Origin of the sequence: Vreelandella sp. 21, from assembly GCF_050995515.1 — a bacterium.
Classification (GTDB): domain Bacteria; phylum Pseudomonadota; class Gammaproteobacteria; order Pseudomonadales; family Halomonadaceae; genus Vreelandella; species Vreelandella alkaliphila.
Map to the genome: position 1 here is coordinate 3829984 of NZ_CP194673.1, position 23465 is coordinate 3853448.

A 23465-nucleotide genomic window follows, 5' to 3' on the forward strand; every position below is an offset into this window, starting at 1 on the left:
GCGCTTTTAAAGCGTGCATGACGAACTCTCATCCTGCAACATCGCAGCCGCTCACAAAGACCGCTACTCAGGAGGAGTTACGTGTTGAGTTTCTTAAGAAATGTCTTATTAGCTAGCTTGTCGCTATGGGCAACTTCCGCCGCCGCTTATCCATTTTACGCCCCACCACCGCCACAAGATGATACGCCGGTGTTCAGCGGCGATGCCGAACTTGGTTTTACCCACCTTTCCGGCAATACCAATAGCCAAACATTGATCGGCAAGACACGCCTGACGTGGCTGACGGGAGACTTCACTCATTCGCTGCGCGGTGAAGTCCGCAATGTGAGCAAAAATGGAGAAACCAGTGCTGAGCAATATTTAGTGGCAGGCAGAGAGCGTTTTGACTTTAGCGGGCCCCACTATTTGTTTGGCTTTGCCCGCTGGGAAAAAGACCGCTTTGCTGGCTACGACCAGCAGCTTTCTGCCATTGGTGGCTATGGCCGTCAATTGCTATCCGGTGAGCAACACTCACTATCGTTAGAAGCAGGCCCAGGGTATCGTAATGACCGATTACGCGACGCCGATAATGAGCAATTGGCAGTTGCTTATACAGCACTCGACTATCAATTTGGATTCTCAGACTATGCTGATATCGCCCAGGAAATGTCGGTGGAATATACCCGCAAGAACACCACAGCGCGTTCATTAACGGCACTCACGGCTCGGCTAAATTCACGACTATCGCTACGCCTTTCCCATGAAATAAAACACAACTCGCAGCCGCCTGAAGATACCAGCGAACGCACTGACAGTACCACCAGCGCATCACTGCTCTATCACTGGTAACGCGCTACAGCTTCCTCCCCAAACAAGCTCCGCATTATTTTTCATTTATTATCAAATATTTAAATAACAGCCTAACCAGTTATGACTGCCATTAACCTATTCATAATGGTGCATCTCGCTTATTTTTCGCGCCATTTTTATGCAATTCCCCTCTCAGCATTAGACTTTGGTCTATGGACAAGATATACTACCCACAGTTTCCTGTCCTCGCGCCATTCATTGAATGGCGCTTTTTTTTGTTTCGAAAATCGAATGCTTTTAGGCGTTACGCCTACTCACGCACGGTTTTGTTAAGCTCAGTGCTCTGCTTACCCATCCCCCTCATTAAACATAGGTGTTCTTAATGAACCACCCTGCCAACACAAGCGAGGGTACTTCGCGGTTTTCCCTCGGCGACCCCATCGTACTGGTGCTTAGCATCGGTTTCATCTTGGCGTTTCTTGGCCTCTCCTTTTATGACATTGATCTTGTCGCCAACTCAATCAGCGCCGGTTTTGCTTGGACAGCCCTGGTGCTAGGCAGCTACTTTCAATTGTTACTGTTACTGACTTTTTTTATTGCCATTGGTCTGGCAGTTACGCCAGCGGCAAAAGCCAAGATTGGCAATCTCGATGCACCAGAAATGAGTACATTCAAGTGGCTATCCATTATTCTGTGCACATTGCTAGCAGGGGGTGGTGTCTTCTTCGCCGCCGGAGAACCGGTATATCATTTTGTGGTAACACCACCTGCCTTTGACACCGAAGCCGGCACCGCCGAAGCCGTCTCAAGCGCCCTTGCCCAATCGTTCATGCACTGGGGCTTTTTGGCCTGGGCGGTACTTGGCTCGCTAACCGCGGTGGTGCTTGCCCACGCCCACTATGTGAAAGGCCAGCCACTGCAGCCACGCACACTGCTTTACCCGGTTTTTGGCGAGCGGCTTATGCGTGGCCCGCTAGGTGGCGTGGTAGACGCTTGCTGCGTGATTGCGTTGGTAGCAGGTACTGTCGGCCCCATTGGATTTCTAGCCACTCAGGTAAGTTTTGGCTTGCATGAGCTGTTCGGCCTTCCCGAAGGCTACCTTGGGCAACTTATTATCCTTGCGGTACTAGGCTGCATTTACGTGCTCTCTTCGATGAGTGGTGTTCATAGAGGCATTCAACTGCTTAGCCGCTTTAACGTACTGCTGGCACTTGCCATTGGCGCGGTGATCATCGTGTTTGGCCCTACGCTGTTTTTGGTCAACACTTATGTATCGAGCATGGGCGCTTACATTAGTAATTTTTTCACCATGGCAACCATGACCGCCGACACCGCTCCCGCATGGTGGATGCAGTGGTGGACAGTCTTTTTCTTTGCCTGGTTTATTGGCTATGCACCCCTGATGGCGATATTCGTAGCGCGTATTTCACGCGGGCGTAGTATTCGCGAAATGATTCTTGCCGTGGCGGTACTCGCCCCGATTGCGACTACCGTATGGTTCACTCTGCTGGGTGGCTCAGGCATTTATTATCAGCTCACGGGCGTCATTGATCTGGCAGAGGCACTAAATAATTTCCAGTTTGATGTAGCGACGCTTACCGTGGCCCAAGCGCTCCCCGGCGGCACCTGGATGGCACTGGCAATATTATTATTGACGACAATTTTTGTGGCCACCACAGGTGATTCGATGAGTTATGCCATTGCTGTAGTAGGTGCTGGCCATGATGACCCAAGCCCATACGTGCGTGCTTTCTGGGGGATTGCCATGGCGCTAATGGCGGCAGTGCTGCTGTATATGGGAGCAGGACAAATTGGCGCCTTACAGCAATTTATCGTGATTACCGCGATTCCCGTTTCACTGATTTTACTGCCATCGCTGTGGAATGGCCCACAGGCAGCCTACGCCATGGCGCGCGAGCAAGGCATTATCGAGTAACGGTTAATAGTCCTTATGTAGCCCTTATGTTATAGACCTTCCAGTAGGCGCAGAATCATCTGCGGCTGCTGGTTGGCTTGAGCCAAGATAGCGATACCGGCCTGCTGTAGAATTTGCGCGCGAATTAGATTGGAAACTTCACGGGCATAATCAGCATCTTGGATGCGCGACTGAGCAGCAGACGTATTAATGATGTTGGTATTGAGTCCATCGATCACACTTTCGAAGCGATTTTGCACCGCGCCTAAATAGCTCCGCTGGCGATCCACCTGTTGAATAGCATCATCCATCGCCTTTAGCGGGTTATCCGTGGCGCTGCCATCATCTAAAACACTAAAGCTGTCCAGCCCCAATGCCTGCCTATTCATGGCTGCAAAGCGCACCGCAATGCTATCGCCATCGTTAGCACCCACCTGAATATTTACCGCTTTGCTACTATCAAACAACTTGATGCCGTTGAAATTACTCTGCTCGGCAAGGCGATCAATCTCTTCTAGGCGCTGATCGATCTCATTTTGAATTGAACCAAGATCATCGGAAGAGTTAGTGCCATTAGCCGCTTGAACACTCAACTCACGAATACGTTGCAAGTTATCGTTAATTTGGTCGAGCGAACCTTCCGCTGTTTGCGCCATGGAAATGCCATCATTGGTATTGCGAATGGCTTGCTCCATGCCACGTAGTTGAGCCCCCATGCGATTGGCAATCGCCTGCCCTGCCGGATCATCCTTGGCACTATTGACGCGTAGCCCAGAAGAAAGACGCTCCATAGCGGTCTGCATCGCCTGCTGACTGCTGCGCAGATTATTCTGCACGATAAGGGACATCAGATTTGTGTTTAGGCTTAGCAACACTCGTCTCCGAGGAAGGTCAGCCTGCCCAAGGGTAGGAGGCTACATTGCTATTATCGGCCGCGACGCAAAAATCATGAACATGTTCGTTGTTTAAGTGTGCGGCGGCTGGCAGCAAGTACTTCATCTACCGGGCGACGCACGTAACTATGCAGGTAGTACCCCTCATCGATGACGTCTCCGTCCCACGCCACAATATCCAAGTCCATGGTTCTAGGCCCTGATTTAATGGGACCTCGCACACGTCCCAGACGGTTTTCCACCTCTTTTAAGTAAGCACGGAAAGCGTCGTGATCAAGGGAGGTACGCACGAGTAACGCGGCATTCAGGAAGTCCGGCTGGTGTTGATAGCCAACCGGCGTTGTGCGAATCGCTTCTGAGCTGGCTATCAGCTCACACTCGCTGCGCAAAATAGTCAGAGCTTCGTGAAAGTGGTGTTCCGGCTCAATATTGGTACCGAGAGAGATTAAGCATTCATGGAGGGCCGTATCTGGCGTAGTGCTTAACGACGAGAGTGGCATAGCTGCATCCTAATCTTGTAGACCCTAATTTAGAAACCCGGCGCTTAGCGTCAAAATTCGAAGGCGGTTGTCAGGTCATATTGATGATACGTAAGATTAGCTTGCCTGCTATTTTGTTCAAGCTATGTACAAGATATTGACAAACGCTACGCTCACGCAGAAAGTCATACACAACGCTAACGTTAATCCACTTGGGGAACTTGCATGAGTTCATCAGCTGCACTGATCACTGGCGGCGCAACACGTTTGGGACGCTATTTCGCCGAAGCCCTAGCGGCTAAGGGCTATGATATTGCCTTACATGTGAATAGCTCACGTGGTGAAGCCGAAGACGTTGCCAAGACGATTCGCGCCAAAGGACAGCGCTGCGAAATACTGCCATGCAACTTCCTAAGCGACTCTCTTGAAGAGCTTGTGACAACCGCCAAACAACACTTCCCAAACTTAAACGTGCTTCTTAATAGCGCCTCTGCATATGAACCTGCTCCCATTTCAGGCACCGACATGGCCATGCTGGAAACGCAGTTTAGGGTCAATATGTTCACACCGTTGCTGCTCACACGTTACTTTGCAGACGCCGTCGATAGAGGCCAGGTCATTAATATTATTGATAATAAAGTGGCATATCACCAGTACCCGTATGCCGCGTATCTATTATCGAAAAAGAGCCTTGCTGATATGACGCGTATGGCAGCGCTAGAGTTTGCACCACGCCTGCGTATTAATGGTATTGCTCCCGGTGTGGTACTGCCCGCTTCTCAACGCACCAGCGACTATATTCAATGGCGAATTGAAGGTATACCCGCTAAACACCAGGGTGATCCCTCCCACCTTGTACAAGCATTGCACTATTTATTAGACAATGACTTTGTTGCTGGGCAAATTCTATTTGTCGATGGGGGTGAGTCGATCAATCTTGAAGGGCAACATTCCGAAAACTATCCTGGCTGAAAGCATTCCAACCTATCTTTCAAACCTATCTTTCAAACCTATCTTTAACGCCTTCTTACGCCATACGCTGCCGATGCTTATTAAGTCATTCGGCAGCTTTTCGTTGACGGTACGTTAAGCCCTGCACGATTTAATCAAAGGTCACATTTCCCGCCTTCCATGGGCAGAAGAGTTGTCTGTAGACTCGTGAAAGTCGTCTTATTTCAGCTGGCATACAACTCATCTAGGCGACTATTCCAACAATAAAAAGGAATTTCTCATGGAAAAACTCGCGCAACGACTGGGGCTGCGCACAGACCCCACCATTTTTTTTACTTCGGCTGGCTTGATGGTGCTGTTTCTGGTCGCACTCATTATTGCCCCCGAGATGATCGGAAGCATTTTTGCTGCTGGCCGTAGCTGGGTGGTTACCAATCTTGGCTGGTTCTTTATCTTTGGGGTTAGTTTCTGGCTGGTTTTCCTGCTGTGGATAGCACTCAGCCGTTACGGCAATATTCGCTTGGGCGGCGAAGACGATCGGCCGGAGTACGGCAATATTTCCTGGTTCACGATGCTGTTTGCCGGTGGTATTGGCACAGTGTTGATGTTTTGGGGGGTGGCCGAGCCGGTCTTTCATTTTGCCAACCCGCCTCATGGCGATATTGAGCCACATACGGTAGAAGCCGCCCGTGAAGCGATGGGCTTTTCGCTTTACCACTTGGGCTTGCATACCTGGACCATTTTCACTTTGCCAGGGCTAGCCTTTGCCTACTTTATTTACCGCTACGACCTCCCTGTACGCGTCAGCTCAGTGTTCTATCCGCTACTCAAGGAGCGTATCTACGGTCCAATCGGTAAAACGATCGATATCTTTGCGGTACTTGGAACGCTGTTTGGGGTGGCTGTTTCTATCGGGCTAGGTACCTCTCAAATTAACGCAGGGCTAAGCGAGCTATTTGGCATTGCCGACAGCGTGACCACTAAAGTCATTATCATCATTGTGTTAACAGCAGTCGCAGTAGCCTCCATTGCAGGCGGGCTGGATAAAGGCGTGAAACTGCTTTCCAACATCAATATCGGCATGGCCGTAGGGTTGATGTTGTTTGTCTTGTTTACCGGTTCGACCGTCTTTCTTCTGCGCGGCATTATCGAAACACTGGGCATCTACGTCTCTAATATTGTGCCGCTCTCGTTCTGGAACGACACGCTGGCACAATATACCCGTGAAGAAGGCAGTTGGGGGTGGCAGGGTAACTGGACGGTCTTTTACTGGGCCTGGACAGTGACGTGGTCTCCTTTTATCGGCTTGTTTGTTGCTCGTATTTCCAAAGGTCGTACCATCCGTGAGTTTGTCCTTGGTGTGCTGTTTGCACCTTCTGTGTTTACGCTGGTGTGGTTTGCTATTTTTGGCTGGTCGGCCATGGAAATCGATGGCATCGGCGCGGCCGCTCGCGAACAGTTGGGCGACCAGGCCGGTATGATGACAGCCGCTGTCATGGAGAGCGTGCCCTTAGCAATGTTTGCGTTCTTTGAGAACTTCCCCGCTGCTACGCTGATTCAAGGGCTTGCCGTCGTTATCGTGGCGATCTTCTTTGCTACTTCATCGGACTCCGCTTCGCTGGTCATCGACCTACTGTGTACCGGTGATACGGACCCTGGCCCAATTCATCAGCGGGTATTCTGGGGCGTCTCGGAAGGGGCCGTTGCTGCCATGCTGATCGTACTCGCAGGGGATGCGGGACTAGTAGCGCTACAACAAGTGATTACCGTCATCGGCCTGCCTATCTTTATCATGGTCTTCGCCATGGTCTTTGCACTGATGAAGGCGCTAATGAAGGAGAAGATCAAAATCGTGCGCCCCAAAGAAGCGCCTGAGCTGGATAACCTATAAAGGGTTCTCACGAATATGAATTACAGCGGATGTTTCAACAACAACGCCGCCCCTTGGGGCGGCGTTGTTGTTTAGTTAGCCGTGTCAATAACCGGCATTCTATTACACACCGTCAACATCACCATGATCAGGTTTTAGATGATCAGACTCTTTTGTGGCCTGCACTGACTGATTGGATGGCTGTTCGCTTTCCTGACGGATTGGCGATGTTTCTACCTTTTTCCGTTCAGCAGTGGAGTCCAACACGCGCACATTAGCGGGAGGTGTTTTGCCACCTTTAGTTTCACCGAAATAGAGTGTGGTATGCGGGAATGGAATCTCGATGCCTGCTGCATCAAAGCGCAACTTCACTAAACGGTTATAAGCACGACCAACACCCCACTGATCGCCCGGCGTCGTCTTGATCACCACACGAATATTGACAGAGCTGTCGGCCAGCGCGGTAACGCCTGCGACCGTCAGGTCAGCCAGCAGCTTATGGCTGTGCTCTTCGCTCTCTTTCAGATCTTCGAACGCCAACTGCAGCTGTTCAATCGCCTCGTCAATGCTCTCGTTATAGCCAATACCGTATTCACCGACGTGGTTACCGAACTCACGCATATAGTTCGACACAGTATCAACACTGGAAAACGGCACGATATGATAAGTGCCAGACAAATCACGTATCCCTACCGAACGAATACTTAATCGTTCGGCAGTACCGGTAACGCCGCCTACCGTCACCACATCACCGGTATTCATGGCATTCTCTACCTGAATAAAGATGCCCGTAATAACATCTTGAACCAGTCTTTGACCACCAATACCAATCGCTATACCCAACACACCGGCACCAGCAATGAGCGGCCCGATATTAATGCCTATTTCCGACAATATGATCATGCCGGTCATCGTCACCATGGTAATCACTAAGGCGTTACGGAACAGACTCAACAGCGTTTTAGCACGCGCAGAGGGTTCGCCATGGCCGGTTTCTGGGTTGAGCTTATGCTCAATCAGGCTTGCTAGCCCCAGCCACACACCGAACGCAATGATCAAGATTATGGCGACGCTGGTAAGTTTCCCGACGAGGTTCGCGCCACGTTCGGAGGCATACCATGCCGCTAAGTTAAACACTCCCCAGGCATCCAAGACGACCATAATGACCGTTATTAATAACACGGTACGCAGCACACGTAGGGCATTGGGCACATAGCTATTTAAGCGCACTTCCAGCATCGGTAGCTTACGACGCAGATCATCGGATAGCTGAATACGACGGCCAATCGTTTGCGTAAGGAACGCCGAGATCAAAAGGCCGATGACCACGGCTGCCAATGTCTTCAATGTGGCAAACAGTACAAACGGCAATGCATCTCCAGGGCGTGTCAACGTCAGCACAAACACCATCAGGAAGTAGAGCAATGCGAATAAGTGCCAGGTTCGAGCAAATAAGCGCAGCGACACGCGGCTAGCGGTCATCGTCGCTCGCGCTGCCATCTGGTTAAGATTATCACGCAGGCGTACACGGTTTTTAAGCACGACGCCGACCGCGTAGATGAAGGCCAGCAACATAATAAAGGTGCCGACTGCTTGACCCAAGGTCGCCGCAATATAGAAATTGACCAGCGGCACGACCACCATCAAGCCATAGCCGACCATGCCAATTAAACGCGCTAACCAGCGATTCCAGTAGGAAGCTTCTTTTGCTGAAATAGGTAACAAGCGCAGCCCTTCATAGCGGGAAGAGAACAGCATACGCACACCGGCTTTCAACAGCTCAATAACCAAGAAAGCGTTCAGGAATAGCGAGGCACGAGTAGAGAGTTCTCCCGTTTCCCCCACCGCAAATGCCGCCAACAAGTTACCGCCAACGTAAGCAAAAGCAACCAACAGCACATCTACGACGGCAGCAATAGCAACACACAACACCAAACGCAGCACGGGCGTTAAACCGCTACCCTGTTGAGACCACCCGCTAATTTTAGTGAATAACGGTTTAGCCAAACGGCGGCAAAGCAAAAATATCGCGAACGTCGCAACAATCACGATACCCAGATTAATTGCCGCACTAACAAACGCGGCCATGTCGAACGAGCTGGCGCCTTGGCCGGTAAACAGGTTGCCCACCACGGCCACTGCCTGCTCTATCTGTCCACCCACATCGCCAACCACACGACTGGTTAGCTCTGCAAGCTGCCTGGGCAGCGACACATCCTCAGGGGCAAGGTTGCTGCCCTGGGCGGCGGCCTCTGGTGATAAGTCACTGGTAAGCTCATTGGGTAACGCTGACGCTTGGTTTCGCAACAGCTCAATCAGCTCTTGGCGTGCCTGCTCATCTTCCAGCAGATCGGCAAGAGCCGAATAAGAGGGCTGCTCTTCTGCGTTAGCGACGTCTTCGCTCTGCGCACTTAGCGTAGTTTGAGCCAGTGCTGGCGTTGTCAGAAAGGCGAATAGCATCAATAACCAGATGCCTAGCCAGGGGAATAAACGTAATGGCGTCACACCTAAACCTCCCTTTGGGTGAGTCTTTTACTCAATGTCATTACTAACTCATTTTTTGTACGTCGTTTTATGCACATCATAGTGCACGCTATTCACATTGCACTCCACGAGGATGCAAGATTTGTATAAAAGATAAACAGGGTAACATGAGAAAAAGGGTGTGGCTCGCCACTAGCTTCGTCAATATTTATTACGTCAACGCCACTTAAGTTGTCATCATCTGTAGATTTATCCGCAAAGCGGCGCCAGCCATTGGTGGGCTAGCGCCAACAGCAGCGCATAGCGCGCCCCTTTAGCCACCACAATCCAGAGCAACGCACGCCACCAGGGCAGTCTAAAGATACCTGCGAGTACAGTAAGGGGATCACCCAGAACGGGAGCCCACGAAAGCAGCAAGCTAACTTCACCAAAACGTTTATACCAACGCTCTGCGCGCGCTAGCCCGGTGGGCGACGCAGGGAACCAGCGGCGATGTTGAAACTGGCGAGCATAACGTCCCAGCGCCACATTGATCATACTGCCCAGCGTATTGCCAGCGGTTGCGACGAGCCACAGCCCAAGCGCGGGCTCGCCTAAACACCACAGCCGTGCCAACCACACCTCTGAGCCGCCAGGCAGTAAGGTGGCACTCGCTAGCGCCACCCAGAATAGGCTAAACATAATGGGTGCCGCCTTTGTCAGTCACTACTGGTCCGCGAAGCACTGCTCATCGGGGCAGTTGGCCACCCAGCTGTAGAGTGATTTCGTCGGCAATTGTGCGCACTAACGCACCTAGCGCCAATAGACGCTCTTCAGGAATACGTGCCATGGGTCCAGAGACTGAAATGGCCGCCAGCGGCGTGCCATGCTCATCGTGAATACAGGCGGCCACGCAGTGTAAACCCACCGCATGCTCCTCACGGTCGCAGGCAAACCCCTGAGCCCGAATAGTCGCCATTTCGATCAACAGCTCATCGGATTGATGCAGGGTATTTTCAGTCACACGGGCAAGGTCGTAACCTTTAAGCAGCGCGATACGCTCGTCTTCGCTCATCCAAGCCAGTAGGGCTTTGCCCACCCCAGAAGCATGCAGCGGCGCCCGCGAGCCTAAACGAGTAATCATCCGCATCATCTGCGGTGACTCATGCTGGGCAAGAAAGACCGCCGTTGCACCATCCCGAATCCCCAGATTCGCGGTTTCACCCGTTTCTGCAGTTAAACGGCGTAAAAAGGGCCGGCTTTGGGCGACGACATCACGTGCTTCTAAAAAGCTATTACCAATGCGGAAGGTTTTAACATCAATGCGCCAAAGTCCCTGCTCACTCTCTTGCGTCACGAACCCTTGGCTTTGTAGCGCTTGTAACAACCGGTGAGTGGTGGATGGCGCGAGATCAGCCATTTCCGCCAACTCCGATAAAGCCAGCCCTAATGGGCTTGCCGACAAATGCTCTAACAGCGTGAGGCCACGTACTAATGATTGGCTGTGCCCACCGCTCGCCTTGGTGGCCCCCGCCGGACGTCCGACTGACCTACGCTTTACATCACTCACCTTACTTTCTCCTGAAAGCGCCTCTCCTGAAGGCATAAAGTGAGGGAGGATAACGCGCCAGCGGGGCCGCTGTCGCGTTTACGGAAACAAATTCCACCAATGATATCTCAAGAGTTGCTAGCGATGGCGCCACTGAGGGGGGCGCTTGGCGATGAAGGCATCAATACCCTCAGCGGCATCGTCTGCCAACATGTTGCACGCCATGGTTTCGCCAGCAAAAGCATAGGCTTCCTCTAGTGGCATCGCGAGCTGGCGGGCGAACATAGCTTTGCCAGTGCGCACCGCCACAGCGCTCTTGGCGCAGATGCTCGCAGTGAGCTCGTCCACGGCACTATCGAGTTCGCTCTCGTCGGCAACCCGGTTAATAAGCCCCCAGTCGGCAGCCTGAGAAGCACTAATAAACTCCCCGGTCAGCAGCATTTCCATCGCCCGTTTACGCGATACGTTACGCGACAGCGCTACCGCCGGTGTCGAACAGAAAAGCCCCACATTGATTCCTGAAACGGCAAAACGGGCACTGCTAGCCGCCACGGCCAAATCACAGCTAGCGACGAGCTGGCAGCCAGCGGCCGTCGCAATGCCCTGAACTTTAGCAATCACAGGAACAGGTAAGTTAACGATGCACTGCATCACCGCGCCACAGCGAGCAAACAGTGTTTGGTAGTAGGCTTTGTCAGGGTTCGCACGCATCTGCTTTAAGTCATGCCCTGCGCAAAATGCCTTGCCGTTCGCGGCCAACACCACGCAGCGCACATGCTCATCCTCGGCAATGTCATCAAGCGCACGTTGCAGCGCCGTCAACATATCCTCAGACAATGCATTAAAGCGTTCAGGCTGGTTTAAAGTAAGGGTCGTTACCCCTTGATAATCAGTGCGTTGCAGCAGATCTGAAGACGCCAGTGGCGCACCTGAAGAGGCAGGCATAGAAAGCTCCTAGACAGTCGAGTGTTGCTCAGTCTAGCGCGTACAAAGGCTAATGTTAGCGAGATACGACCAAAGAGGCCTCCTGAAGAGCAGGAGGCCTCGTGAGTTATGCGTTTGCGCGGTTGCCCTTGCGATGATTATAACCTAGAGGATGGGGTTCACCGCGGGCCTTAGCCAGTTCGATTTGGCGTTGACGTTCTCGGGCAGCAGCACGGGTTTTTTCGGGGAGTGAGTCGATGCAGTGAGGGCAACTGATGCCCGGCTCGTAGGCCGACGACTGCATATCATCAAGCGAAATAGGCATACGGCAAGCATGGCACTGCTCATGATCACCTTCGCTAAGGTCGTGACGCACGGTGACGCGGTTATCAAACACGAAACACTCACCACGCCATAAAGACTGCTCTTCCGGCACCTTTTCGAGGTAGTTCAGCACACCGCCTTTAAGATGATAGACCTCTTCAAAGCCCTCTTTTAGCATAAAGCTGGAGGCCTTTTCACAGCGAATACCGCCGGTGCAGAACATCGCGACTTTTTTGTGCTTTTCCGGGTTGTAGTGCTCACGCACGTACTCAGGAAACTCACGGAAGGTGGTCGTTTTCGGGTCAATCGCCCGCTCAAAGCTACCAATCGCCACTTCGTAATCATTGCGGGTATCAATCACCAGCACGTCCGGGTCGGAAATCACGTCATTCCAATCTTCCGGCTCCACGTAGGTGCCAACGGTGTCGTTAGGATCAATATCCGGCACGCCCAGGGTGACGATCTCTTTTTTCAGTTTCACCTTAGTACGGTAAAACGGCGTTTCGTCACAGTAGGACTCTTTATGGTCAATATCGCTTAAGCGAGGGTCGGCGGTCAGCCAGGCCAGCAGGGCATCAATGCCCTCTCGGGTACCCGCCACGGTGCCGTTAATACCTTCTTTGGCCAGCAGCAGCGTGCCTTTGACGCCGTTATCGATCATCGTCTGGCGCAGTGGCTCACGCAGTGCTTCAAAGTCGTTCAGAGTGACAAACTTATACAGTGCCGCGACCACAATGGGCGGCATTTGGGTGGTTTCCGTCATGGAATACTCCTGGTAGTCGCCCTCGCAAAGGGCGGACCGGGTAAATAAACGCGCATAGTTTAGCAAACAATTCAGGCAAAGTGCTGCTCTGCCTAACGATGGCTAGGGGGGCGCTGATCAATCGTCGATTTATTCGATCTGACCATCTAAAAAGCTTCACCCCACGCGCCAGGCGAGCGGGCGTATATTGGTGTTATTCCTTACGACGCTTTCGGAGAACACCATGCACATCCGTCGTTCTAACGAGCGAGGCTATGCCGACCACGGCTGGCTGCGCTCTTTCCACACCTTTTCGTTCGCCAACTATGTGGACCCTAACCATATGGGATTCCGAGCGCTGCGGGTAATTAATGAAGACAGGGTAACCCCTGGCAATGGCTTTGGCGCCCACCCTCACCAGGATATGGAGATCATCTCCTATGTGCTGGAAGGGGAAATGGAGCATCGCGATAATATGGGTAACGGTGAAGTCATGCGCCCGGGCGATGTACAGCGTATGTCCGCAGGTACTGGCGTATTGCACAGCGAGTTTAATCATTCAAAAGAGAACGGGCTGCATTTCCTGCAGATTTGGATCGAGCCTGCCAAACGCGGCATTGCCCCTAGCTATGAGCAGAAAGCCTTTCCAACCGCTGAACGCCAAGGCCAGTGGCGCTTAGTCGCTTCTCAAGATGGTCGCGAAGGGTCGGTGAGCGTTAACCAAGACGTTAACCTTTACGCTGGCTTGTTCGACGCTGGCGAGCAGGCGGCGGCCCCACCGTCACGCTATGCCTGGCTGCATGTGGTGAAAGGCACGATCGACGTTAACGGCGAAACTCTTAGCTCTGGAGATGCCGCTGCCTTTCAACCGGGTGAGACGTTTAGCGTGGCAGACGGACAAGCAGCCGAAGTGCTGTTGTTTGACCTAGCCTAGCGCAACCTCAGCCCTGAAACCTATAACGGCCCCGAAAGTGGGGCCGTTATAGATGATCACGCTGACAGCAGTGTTTAGCTGTTATGCGCCGAGTACAGCACGCGAATTTTCAGCGTGTGCTCAACTTGTTTCAATGCTTCTAGGGCCTGTGGGCCGTAGGCTTTATCGACATCAATGACCACGTAGCCCACTTTGTCATTGGTTTGCAGGTACTGACCTGAAATGTTGATGCCGTTTTCAGATAGTACGCGGTTAATTTGCGATAACACGCCAGGCACGTTGTCATGAATGTGCAACAGACGATGCTTATCCGGGTGAGCAGGCAGCGCTACTTCTGGGAAGTTAACAGAGGTAACCGTGGTGCCATTATCCGAATAAGTAATCAGTTTTTCAGCCACTTCAATACCGATATTCTCCTGAGCTTCCAGGGTAGAACCACCGATATGGGGCGTTAAAATCACGTTATCCAGGCCGCGTAGCGGGCTTTGGAACTCTTCATCATTGCCTTTCGGCTCTACCGGGAAGACATCAATAGCGGCACCGTTCAGCTTGCCAGCTTTAATCGCTTCTGCCAGTGGTTCAATCTCAACAACGCTACCACGAGCTGCGTTAATCAGGATGGCACCCTGTTTCATGGCTGCGATCTCTTTCTCGCCAATCATCCAGCGCGTAGCAGGCAAGTCAGGAACGTGTAGGCTGACCACGTCAGAGCGTGCTAACAGCTGCTCCAGGCTCGCTACCTGATTCGCGTTCCCCATGCCTAGCTTGGTGATCACATCGTAATAGATAACGTTGAAACCAAGCGATTCTGCCAGCACTGAAAGCTGCGCACCGATGCTACCGTAACCAACGATACCCAGGGTTTTGCCCCGAGCTTCGTGGGAGTTTTTCGCCGATTTCAGCCAGCCGCCTTGGTGGGCGCGAGCATTCTTCTCGGGGATACCACGTAGTAGCATGATGGCTTCCGCCAGCACTAACTCTGCGACCGAACGGGTATTGGAGTACGGCGCGTTAAACACCGCGATGCCGCGTTTAAGGGCTGCCGTCAAGTCAACCTGGTTCGTTCCGATACAGAAACAGCCAACGCCCACCAGCTTTTCTGCCGCGTCAAATACGCGCTCATTGAGCTGCGTACGCGAGCGAATGCCGATGAAGTGCACATCACGAATCTTTTCGATCAGCGACGCTTCATCTAGCGATGTCGGCAGGTGCTCGATGTTCTCGTAACCTGCGTTGTGAAAATTGTCCACCGCGCTTTGGTGGACGCCCTCGAGCAGCAGGATCTTGATCTTGCTCTTGTCCAGGGACGTTTTGGCCATGGCTGAATCAACCTCTATGGTCGGCGGCATGCGCCGTGTATCGGTTCACGGAAGGCCCATATGGTAGCACAATCACTGCCGCTCTCGGCGTCTTGAGATGATGAAAAGTGTGCGTTTACAAGATGAACCAGACGCAAGTAGCAGAATTGACCCAGGATGAGGGCAGACGCCACCCCCTTAGCTCGGTGTATACTGGGCGTTTATTTTTTGATAACACGGCTATCGTCACATTCGCCGCCCGTAATCAGCGTCAGGGCGCCAGCAAAATAGTAGGCCTTACCCAATGAGCGATAACACTCCACCAGCGCAAGATTTCGCCGCAACGGTTTCACAGCTTGAAACCATTGTGGAACGCCTTGAGTCCGGCGAACTCTCATTGGAGAACGCTCTGACCGCGTTTGAACAAGGCGTGCGACTCACGCGTGAAGCCCAGCAGCGGCTCGACAACGCCGAATTAAAAGTTCGCGCATTAAGTGAAGACCGCGATGGTAAGCTTGACGTTACCTCTTTCGCGACGGTGCCAGAAACGGACAATGCCACTAATCACGGCAACGACAGCGAGGAAACGCCGCCATGGTAACGACGGCTAATGCTTCTCAACTGGCGACGCTGCGCCATGCGAGTAACGCACGAGTGGATGCCACACTTTCAGCCTTGTTTGACTCCCAACCAGCCGTCGCGCCACGCCTGGAAGCCGCTATGCGTCACGGCCTACTGGTAGGTGGTAAGCGCCTGCGGCCACTGCTGGTATATCTCGCAGGTAACGCGCTAGGGGCGCGGGACGACGCGTTGGACGCCCCCGCAGCAGCCATTGAGCTGATTCATGCGTACTCATTGATTCATGACGATCTGCCTGCCATGGACGATGACGACCTGCGTCGCGGCCAACCCACCGTACATAAAGCGTTCGATGAAGCCACCGCGATTTTAGCGGGAGACGCACTGCAAGCACTGGCCTTTGAGGTACTTGCCAGCCAGCCCCATCCACGGCTTAGCAGCATGGTCACCACGCTGGCCGTTGCCTCTGGCCGGGCAGGTATGGTCGCAGGCCAAGCGCTAGACTTAGCCGCCGTGGGGGGCCATCCGGACGTGAATGCCTTAGCTCATATGCACGCCCACAAAACCGGCGCGCTGATTGTGGCCGCAGTGCGCTTAGGCGGCTTAGTCGTAGTGGATGAAAACGACCCCCGGCTTGCCGCTCTGATTCGCTACGCCCGCGCCATTGGTCTAGCCTTCCAGATTCATGACGATGTCCTTGATGTGACGGGCGATACCGTCACACTGGGTAAAATCTCTGGCGCTGATGCTGCACGTGCCAAGCCGACTTACCCAAGCTTACTGGGACTTTCCGGCGCACAGCACAAAGCAAATATGCTTATCGAAGAGGCCATTGCCGCCCTCGCCCCGCTTGGCGAGCAAGGCGCACCGCTGGCCGACCTTGCCCACTATATGATCGAGCGCGACCACTAAACGATGTCCATGACCCTGTCCATGAAAACATGCCTATGAAGCTGTTCGACGAGATTCCCCGCGAGCGCCCGGCAACGCCGCTGCTCGACTCTTTTGATCATCCCGCTGCGCTGCGGGCCATGAATGCTAAGCAGCTTGCCCAGTTGGCTGACGAACTACGTGCCTACTTGCTATACAGCGTGGGTGTGACAGGCGGCCACTTCGGTGCAGGTCTGGGCGTTGTGGAACTGACCGTAGCGCTGCACCACGCCTTTCATACGCCCAAAGATCGTTTGGTGTGGGACGTAGGCCATCAAGCGTACCCGCATAAAATTTTAACTGGGCGACGCGAAGCGATGCTCAGCATTCGACAGCATGGCGGCCTTGCAGCGTTTCCACGTCGCGCAGAATCCGATTACGACACCTTCGGTGTAGGCCACTCCAGCACGTCGATTTCAGCTGCCCTGGGGATGGCGCTAGCCGCCCAGGCGCAAAACGACCCTCGTCGTGTGTGCGCCATTATTGGCGATGGCGCACTCACTGCGGGCATGGCGTTTGAAGCACTGGCCCATGCGGGCCACGTTAACGCCAATATGCTGGTGGTGCTGAACGACAATGAGATGTCGATCTCGGAAAATGTTGGCGGCATCGCGACCTATCTAGCCCGCGTGCTGTCTAGCAAGCCCTTCCTTAAGATGCGTGAAGAAGGCAAAAAAGTGCTCTCCCATCTGCCGGGCGCACTCGAGCTTGCTAAGCGCACCGAAGAGCACATGAAAGGTATGGTGAGCCCTGCCACGCTATTTGAAGAAATGGGCTTTCACTACATCGGTCCGATCGATGGTCACGACCTGGAGGCGCTCACCGAAACATTGCGCAACCTGCGCGACCAGGATGGCCCTCAGTTTCTGCATATCAAAACAGTTAAGGGTAAAGGTTTTCTGCCCGCCGAAGCTGACCAGATTGGCTATCACGCCATCACTAAGCTAGAAAAGCCCAGCGCCACTGCCAGTGCACCACTGGTGAAGCCCCCAGCAGCGCCCAAGGCACCGGCTAAGAAAAAGTACTGCAACGTGTTCGGCGACTGGCTGTGCGATATGGCAGCCACCGATTCACGGCTGATGGGAATTACCCCCGCCATGGGCGAAGGCTCGGATTTAATTCGTTTCTCCCAGCAGTATCCTGAGCGTTATTTTGATGTCGCGATCGCCGAGCAACATGCCGTAACGCTTGCTGCGGGTATGGCCTGCGAGAGCATGAAGCCTGTTGTGGCGATCTATTCCACGTTCTTACAGCGCGGCTACGACCAACTTATTCACGATGTTGCCGTCCAGAATCTAGACGTAACATTTGCGATTGACCGCGCAGGCCTTGTGGGTGAAGACGGGCCAACGCATCACGGCAGCATGGATTTGTCTTTTTTGCGCTGCATTCCGGGCATGGTGATTTTAGCCCCTGCTGATGAAGCAGAGTGCCGCGCCATGCTTAGCGCCGCTTACCATCACCCAGGCCCAGCAGCGGTTCGCTATCCGCGTGGCACAGGCCCGGGCGCAGCCATTCCTGAACACTTAGAGCCGCTGCCCATTGGCCAAGCACAGCTACGCCGCGATGCTGGGACTGAAGGTGTGCGCATTGCATTGCTGGCATTTGGTAGCGTCAACAGCGCCGCCGCTGAGGTTGCCGAAAAGCTCGACGCAACGCATATCAATATGCGCTCTATCAAGCCACTGGACCGAGACACCGTGCTGCATGCCGCCGATGAACATGAGCTGCTGGTCACTCTGGAAGAGAATGTGATCGCCGGTGGCGCAGGCAGCGCAGTGAACGAGCTGCTGCACGCGGAAGGGGTACAAATCGAAGTGCTCAATTTAGGCCTGCCTGACACCTTTGTTGAACACGGCACCCCCGCAGAGTTACTACGCGACTGCGGTCTGGATGCCGACGGTATCGAGCGCGCTATTCGCGCTCGTCTCCCGTAACTTTTAACTTTTCAACGGTTGAGAACACCATGCTATTTTTGATTATTTTGTTTGGCCTGATTGGCCTTGCTGTCGGCGGCCCTATTGGCCTGCTGGTAGGCGGCGGGTTGGGCTGGTGGCTAGGGCGCCGCATTAGCCGCCGCTTAAACGCTGCCCGCACACAAATCCAAGAAGGCTTTTTAGAATCGATCTTCTCGGTAATGGGTTGCTTGTGCCAAGCCGACGGTAAGGTCACCGATGGCGAGCTTGGCGTGGCCGAAAAGCTATTCGACCAAATGCATCTTCAAGGCGAACAGCGGGCCAAAGCGCGAGCCGCCTTCGAGCGCGGACGCGCCGACGACTTCAACCTAGATGCCGAACTGGCGAACGTTAACCGACTAACCCAGCGCCAACCGGTTTTACGCCAGGTGTTTTTGCAGGTTCAGTTAACCGCCATCGCTGCCGACGGCGTGCTGCATCCTGCCGAGCACGAGATGATTTTGCGCGTGGCCCGTGGGGTTGGCTGTAGTGAAGCGGAAGTGCAGCAGATTGAAGCCATGCTTCACGGTGCCGCCGCGAATTCGCAGGGTTCCAGCGAAGAGGCATTGAAAGACGCCTATCAAGTACTAGGGGTGAGTGAAGATGCCAGCGACGCCGAAATTAAAAAAGCGTACCGCCGCCTGATGAGCCAAAACCACCCCGACAAACTCGCTGGTAAAGGGCTGCCAGAAAGCATGCGTGAAGTAGCCCAGGCGCGCACCAGCGAAATTGGCAACGCATACGAACGCATCCGTAGCGCCCGAGACCGGTAGCTCGACAGGTTTCTAAGCACTCGCTACAGTAAAATCTCACCGCGCTGCTTAGGAGCTGCCTCATGATAACGAACTACAGTTTTCCGAACTCTCGCTCGATGCGGGTTACCTGGACACTTGAAGAACTCGGCCTAGAGTACCGTTGCCAACATGTCGCATTGGATAGAGGCGAGGGACAAACCGCTGAGCACCTAGCCCGCCATCCAGATGGCAAGGTGCCAGTGATTGAAGATGGCGAGCTAACGCTGTTTGAATCGGCACCTATCTGCCGTTATCTAGCCGAGCAATACGGTGATGGCAGCCTTCTGCCAGAAAGCGCCGCTGAGCGAGCGCAAGTCGACCAGTGGCTAAGCTTTATCGTCACCGAACTCGAGCAACCGCTGTGGCTTCAGGCCAAGCATAAATTTGCGCTCCCCCAAGATAAGCGCGTGCCTTCAGTATTGCCTACCGCCGCCTGGGAATTTCAGCGGGCACTGCTAGCACTAGAACGCCGCTACAAGGGCCAGGAGACGTTAGTCGGCGAGACGTTCACCCTGGCAGATATCTTCCTTACCCATACGTTAACGTGGGCAGCCAGTATGAAACACCGACTGCCTGAACCCCTAGCGGTCTACCGCGCACGTCACGCTGATCGCCCAGCGCTAGCCCGTGCCATGGAAAAAGAGCAAGAAGCGGCAGTTGATCGCTAGGTAACCGCCCCATGAGGTAGAACAGCGCTGTAGACAGCAAAGTAGTGGCAAATACTTCCGGCAATCACAAACAGATGCCAAATAGCGTGATTGTAGGGAATGGCACGCACGGCATAGAAGATAACCCCTAGCGTGTAGATGATTCCCCCTACGGCAAGCAGAGCGATGCCGGTCATCGATAAACTGGCCGCCATCTCTCTAGAAGCCAGGACGATCATCCAGCCCATCAGTAAATAGATAGCCACGCGTAGTACCGCGAAACGCTGTGGCCATAGCAGTTTGCAGCCAATCCCCACTAGCGCTAGCGACCACACGGCGGTAAATAAGACCCATCCCGTGGTGCCGCGCATATTAACGAGCAGAAAAGGCGTATAAGTGCCCGCGATAAGCAAGTAAATTGCGCAGTGGTCAAGCAGCTGGAAGCGTTGCTTCCAGCGTCGATGAGAAATGCCATGATAGAAAGTCGAGGCAGTATAAAGCAGGACTAGCGTGGTGCCGTACAGGCTCAGGCTGACAATTTTCCAAGGGTCGACGTGGGCGGCTAAGCTCGCTACTACCAGCAGTACGACCATACCCACCAAGCTGAGCACAGCACCAACCCCGTGGGTAACGCTATGTAACCACTCTTCGACAATGCTGAACTCGCCTTGCTCTTGAGGCAGCACGTCATGCCGTTGTTCATCTAGAGCTTTCATCCTGGGGCGCTCCTGATATGCCACGCCCCACCATTATCACTCCATGCGTTCAATACCTACAACGCTGGCGCAGGTAACGTGGCTTTAATGACTTATCATCCAAGGCCGTGCGGAAGGGAACATTTTATTACCTTCCGCCGTATAAAATACTTGGGGCTTATGACGTTCTTGATGACAACAGCCTTTTTCGTGCTCACTATGCTGGTTGCCATGCCTGGGCTCATGTGCGGCTTTTTCATTCCGCGCAAAGGCACTGCGCCGCGCTGGATCCATCATTAATAACTGAGGGGCGACCAGCAGTACTCGTGGTGACAAGGTTCCACACGTTGGGCAAGCGCAAGCATCACCTACTTCGCGCAGTGGAACCAGTTCGTGGAACAAGCCATGGGTAGCACATTTATAGTCGTAGAGAGGCATACCACTTTCTCCTTGTTAGCATCCATTTTAAACAGGCAGCGATACTGGCGTGTCGCTGCCTTTCTCAATGCAGCGGTGGCTGAGGGCGCTCTACTTGTCCTTGGAGAGCGGCAGATCAGCTCCCTGGGCGACTTGCGCTCCAGGCCCATTGGCATTCGGCTTCACATCAATATCAAAAATATCCGTTGGCAGCCAAAGTGTTGCGCAAGCATTGGGAATATCGACAACGCCACTGATATGCCCTTGCACGGGCGCGCAGCCTAGCAGGGAGTAGGCTTGAGCACCGGTGTAACCAAACTTTTTGAGATATTCGATGGCATTGAGAACAGCCTGACGATAAGCCACATGTACATCCAGGTAGTGCTGTTTACCCTGCTCGTCTACCGACACTCCTTCAAAAATCAGGTAATCATCGTATTTCGGCGTGATAGGACTCGGTTTGAAAATAGGGTTCTTGATGGCGTACTTCTCCATCCCGCCTTTGATCAGGTTAACCCGCAAGTGGATCCAACCGGCCATCTCAATAGCGCCACAAAAGGTGATTTCCCCATCACCTTGACTAAAGTGCAGGTCACCTACCGACAAGCCACCATCTTTAACGTAAACGGGAAAATAAATTGTCGACCCGCGCGATAAGTCTTTGATATCACAATTACCACCATGTTCACGGGGCGGTACTGTTCGCGCGCCTTCAGCGGCAGCTTGTTGCTTTGCAGTGCCTGACAATTTGCCCATATGCGCCGTATCGGCGTAGGGAAGCGCGGCTAACTGAGGGATACGGTCAGGCTCGGTATCGTAAAGTGCTTTTTCTCGCTTATTCCATTCAGCCAACATCTCTTTTGACGGTAGGCAGCCAATCAAACCCGGGTGGATTAAACCCGCAAACTCTACACCAGGAATATGTCGGGATTTGGTGAACATGCCATTAAAGTCCCAGATCGACTTTTGAGCCTCTGGGAAGTGCTCGGTTAAAAAACCACCGCCATTCTGTTTAGAAAAAAAGCCATTGAACCCCCACTGACTCTCTTCAAAGGTACCAATATCGAGAATATCGACCACCAACAAATCACCAGGCTCAGCACCTTCAACCCCCACGGGACCTGATAAAAAGTGAACCTGAGTTAGGTCCACATCACGCACATCGTCGGCGCTATCATTGTTATGGATTTGCCCGCCAGTCCAGTCATGACACTCGACAATAAAGTCGTCGCCAGGCTTTACCATGCAGGCCATGGGTATATCGGGATGCCAGCGATTATGGATCTGTTCGTTTTCGTAAGGCGATTGTTTAAGGTCAATTTTAATAATTGTTTCAGCCATAACAAACCTCTGTCACGTAACGTCGGATAGTCAGTGTAGAGAAGATCGTTTCCCCTACCCCACTATGCAAAATAGTCACTCAGGCAGTTATAAGCTAATTACATCTCGACTCTTACGCAGCCTTAACTAAACTCAGCCAAGCATCTGCTCAACAGATACTCAGGGGAGCAGGCTTTAGGATCTTTCAGACAGAAGAGCGGTTCAGTAGCGTGACAAAAGGGCTTAGTCACCCTTTACGCTCAATATCGACGTCGCTGGCCTGGGTAAAATCGTCCAGCGCCATCATATGGCCAAGTTTGCCCGCTTTCGTTGAGAGATAGTGCTCATTATGGGGGTTTAGGCCTGTGGTAATCGGCAGGCGCTCAACCACATTCACACCATCTCGGGTTAAGGCATCAACCTTTCTAGGGTTATTGGTCATCAGTTTTAGTGCCGTGATACCCAAGTGGTTAAGCATCGGCACACACAGGTCATAGCGACGCATGTCCGCACCAAAACCAAGCTGCTCGTTGGCTTCAACCGTGTCAGCACCTTGGTCTTGCAGATGATAAGCGCGGATTTTATTCAACAGCCCAATACCTCGCCCCTCCTGGCGCAGGTAGAACAGCACACCACGCCCTTCTTCGGCAATACGCTTGAGCGCTTCTTGTAACTGATAGCCGCAGTCGCAGCGCATTGAGAACAGTGCATCGCCGGTTAAACATTCAGAATGCACGCGCCCCAGTACTGGCTCGCCGCCGCTCACATCACCTAGCGTTAAGGCGATATGGTCTTTACCCGTGGCTTCGTCTTCGAAGCCGTGCATGGTGAATGTGGCCCAAGGTGTGGGCAGCCGGGAAGCGGCAATGAAGCGAATGGTCACAGGTTACCTCGTTGATTAACCAAACCAGCTAACCACACCGGTGTTGGAAAAATAAGAAAACATTCTATCAGGAAGCGTCGGTAGCCTCACGGTCTCAACAGGGAGAGGCGTTTT

22 protein-coding genes are annotated in these 23465 nt (G+C 53.2%); 10 read left to right on the forward strand and 12 right to left on the reverse strand.

Going from position 1 to position 23465, the window contains the following annotated elements; translation table 11 throughout:
• Positions 1–84: 84 nt before the first annotated feature.
• Both ACN06F_RS17315 and ACN06F_RS17320 read left to right on the forward strand, forming a co-directional pair.
• Positions 85–828, forward strand: a complete 744-nt coding sequence (locus tag ACN06F_RS17315) for a DUF481 domain-containing protein (RefSeq protein WP_038486415.1) — start codon at positions 85–87, stop codon at positions 826–828.
• A 343-nt stretch (positions 829–1171) separates the two neighbouring features.
• Positions 1172–2725, forward strand: coding sequence for a BCCT family transporter (locus ACN06F_RS17320; RefSeq protein WP_038479378.1), 1554 nt, complete (start codon positions 1172–1174; stop codon positions 2723–2725).
• 29 nt (positions 2726–2754) lie between these two features.
• Here the strand turns inward: ACN06F_RS17320 and ACN06F_RS17325 are convergent, their stop codons facing one another.
• Both ACN06F_RS17325 and folK read right to left on the reverse strand, forming a co-directional pair.
• Complete coding sequence (locus ACN06F_RS17325; protein ID WP_433925134.1) at positions 2755–3576, reverse strand: flagellin; 822 nt, start codon at positions 3574–3576, stop codon at positions 2755–2757.
• 74 nt (positions 3577–3650) lie between these two features.
• Positions 3651–4097 carry a 2-amino-4-hydroxy-6-hydroxymethyldihydropteridine diphosphokinase gene (gene folK / locus ACN06F_RS17330; RefSeq protein WP_198348791.1) on the reverse strand — a complete coding sequence of 149 codons (447 nt, stop codon included), beginning with the start codon at positions 4095–4097 and terminating at the stop codon, positions 3651–3653.
• Positions 4098–4301: 204 nt separating this feature from the next.
• Between folK and ACN06F_RS17335 the strand changes: the two genes are divergently transcribed.
• Together ACN06F_RS17335 and ACN06F_RS17340 are read left to right on the forward strand one after the other, a co-directional pair.
• Positions 4302–5048, forward strand: a complete 747-nt coding sequence (locus ACN06F_RS17335; protein ID WP_433924418.1) for an SDR family NAD(P)-dependent oxidoreductase — start codon at positions 4302–4304, stop codon at positions 5046–5048.
• A 259-nt stretch (positions 5049–5307) separates the two neighbouring features.
• On the forward strand, positions 5308–6918 hold the full coding sequence (locus ACN06F_RS17340; protein ID WP_120386083.1) for a BCCT family transporter: 1611 nt from the start codon (positions 5308–5310) through the stop codon (positions 6916–6918).
• A gap of 102 nt (positions 6919–7020) precedes the next feature.
• Here the strand turns inward: ACN06F_RS17340 and ybiO are convergent, their stop codons facing one another.
• The 5 genes from ybiO to ACN06F_RS17365 form a co-directional block, all read right to left on the reverse strand.
• Positions 7021–9402 (reverse strand): mechanosensitive channel protein, encoded by a 2382-nt coding sequence (ybiO, locus tag ACN06F_RS17345; RefSeq protein ID WP_433924419.1) that lies wholly within the window; start codon positions 9400–9402, stop codon positions 7021–7023.
• Between the two features lie 228 nt (positions 9403–9630).
• Positions 9631–10062 carry a YqaA family protein gene (locus ACN06F_RS17350; protein WP_038479388.1) on the reverse strand — a complete coding sequence of 144 codons (432 nt, stop codon included), beginning with the start codon at positions 10060–10062 and terminating at the stop codon, positions 9631–9633.
• Positions 10063–10108: 46 nt separating this feature from the next.
• Positions 10109–10930, reverse strand: a complete 822-nt coding sequence (locus ACN06F_RS17355; protein ID WP_038479391.1) for an IclR family transcriptional regulator — start codon at positions 10928–10930, stop codon at positions 10109–10111.
• Between the two features lie 117 nt (positions 10931–11047).
• Positions 11048–11854 (reverse strand): enoyl-CoA hydratase, encoded by an 807-nt coding sequence (locus ACN06F_RS17360; protein ID WP_415964737.1) that lies wholly within the window; start codon positions 11852–11854, stop codon positions 11048–11050.
• A 106-nt stretch (positions 11855–11960) separates the two neighbouring features.
• The gene (locus ACN06F_RS17365) at positions 11961–12920 is read right to left on the reverse strand and encodes a rhodanese-related sulfurtransferase (protein WP_038479396.1); all 960 of its coding nucleotides are present in this window, start codon (positions 12918–12920) and stop codon (positions 11961–11963) included.
• A 223-nt stretch (positions 12921–13143) separates the two neighbouring features.
• On the opposite strand from ACN06F_RS17365, the gene ACN06F_RS17370 reads away from it, so the two are divergent.
• Positions 13144–13833 carry a pirin family protein gene (locus ACN06F_RS17370; protein WP_433924420.1) on the forward strand — a complete coding sequence of 230 codons (690 nt, stop codon included), beginning with the start codon at positions 13144–13146 and terminating at the stop codon, positions 13831–13833.
• A gap of 74 nt (positions 13834–13907) precedes the next feature.
• Here ACN06F_RS17370 and serA read toward each other — a convergent pair whose 3' ends face one another.
• Positions 13908–15152, reverse strand: coding sequence for a phosphoglycerate dehydrogenase (gene serA, locus ACN06F_RS17375; RefSeq protein ID WP_009723168.1), 1245 nt, complete (start codon positions 15150–15152; stop codon positions 13908–13910).
• A gap of 283 nt (positions 15153–15435) precedes the next feature.
• Between serA and ACN06F_RS17380 the strand changes: the two genes are divergently transcribed.
• From ACN06F_RS17380 to ACN06F_RS17400, 5 genes are all read left to right on the forward strand, one after another.
• Complete coding sequence (locus ACN06F_RS17380; protein WP_038479402.1) at positions 15436–15732, forward strand: exodeoxyribonuclease VII small subunit; 297 nt, start codon at positions 15436–15438, stop codon at positions 15730–15732.
• Entirely contained in the window at positions 15726–16622 is an 897-nt protein-coding gene (gene ispA / locus ACN06F_RS17385; RefSeq protein ID WP_231657788.1) for a (2E,6E)-farnesyl diphosphate synthase, read from the forward strand. The genes ACN06F_RS17380 and ispA overlap by 7 nt, the downstream gene beginning before the upstream one ends.
• Before the next feature lie 29 nt (positions 16623–16651).
• Positions 16652–18577, forward strand: a complete 1926-nt coding sequence (gene dxs, locus ACN06F_RS17390) for a 1-deoxy-D-xylulose-5-phosphate synthase (protein ID WP_038479408.1) — start codon at positions 16652–16654, stop codon at positions 18575–18577.
• Positions 18578–18606: 29 nt separating this feature from the next.
• On the forward strand, positions 18607–19368 hold the full coding sequence (djlA, locus tag ACN06F_RS17395; protein ID WP_038479411.1) for a co-chaperone DjlA: 762 nt from the start codon (positions 18607–18609) through the stop codon (positions 19366–19368).
• Positions 19369–19430: 62 nt separating this feature from the next.
• Positions 19431–20057 carry a glutathione S-transferase family protein gene (locus ACN06F_RS17400; protein WP_038479414.1) on the forward strand — a complete coding sequence of 209 codons (627 nt, stop codon included), beginning with the start codon at positions 19431–19433 and terminating at the stop codon, positions 20055–20057.
• On the opposite strand, the gene trhA is transcribed toward ACN06F_RS17400, so the two are convergent.
• From trhA to ribA, 4 genes are all read right to left on the reverse strand, one after another.
• Complete coding sequence (gene trhA, locus ACN06F_RS17405) at positions 20054–20752, reverse strand: PAQR family membrane homeostasis protein TrhA (RefSeq protein WP_433924421.1); 699 nt, start codon at positions 20750–20752, stop codon at positions 20054–20056. The genes ACN06F_RS17400 and trhA overlap by 4 nt on opposite strands.
• Before the next feature lie 84 nt (positions 20753–20836).
• Positions 20837–21169, reverse strand: coding sequence for an FmdB family zinc ribbon protein (locus ACN06F_RS17410; protein WP_433924422.1), 333 nt, complete (start codon positions 21167–21169; stop codon positions 20837–20839).
• A 90-nt stretch (positions 21170–21259) separates the two neighbouring features.
• A complete protein-coding gene (gene fmdA, locus ACN06F_RS17415; protein WP_089040306.1) occupies positions 21260–22489 on the reverse strand; it encodes a formamidase in 1230 nt (409 codons plus the stop codon).
• Between the two features lie 226 nt (positions 22490–22715).
• A complete protein-coding gene (gene ribA, locus ACN06F_RS17420) occupies positions 22716–23351 on the reverse strand; it encodes a GTP cyclohydrolase II (protein WP_030071109.1) in 636 nt (211 codons plus the stop codon).
• Positions 23352–23465: the final 114 nt, after the last annotated feature.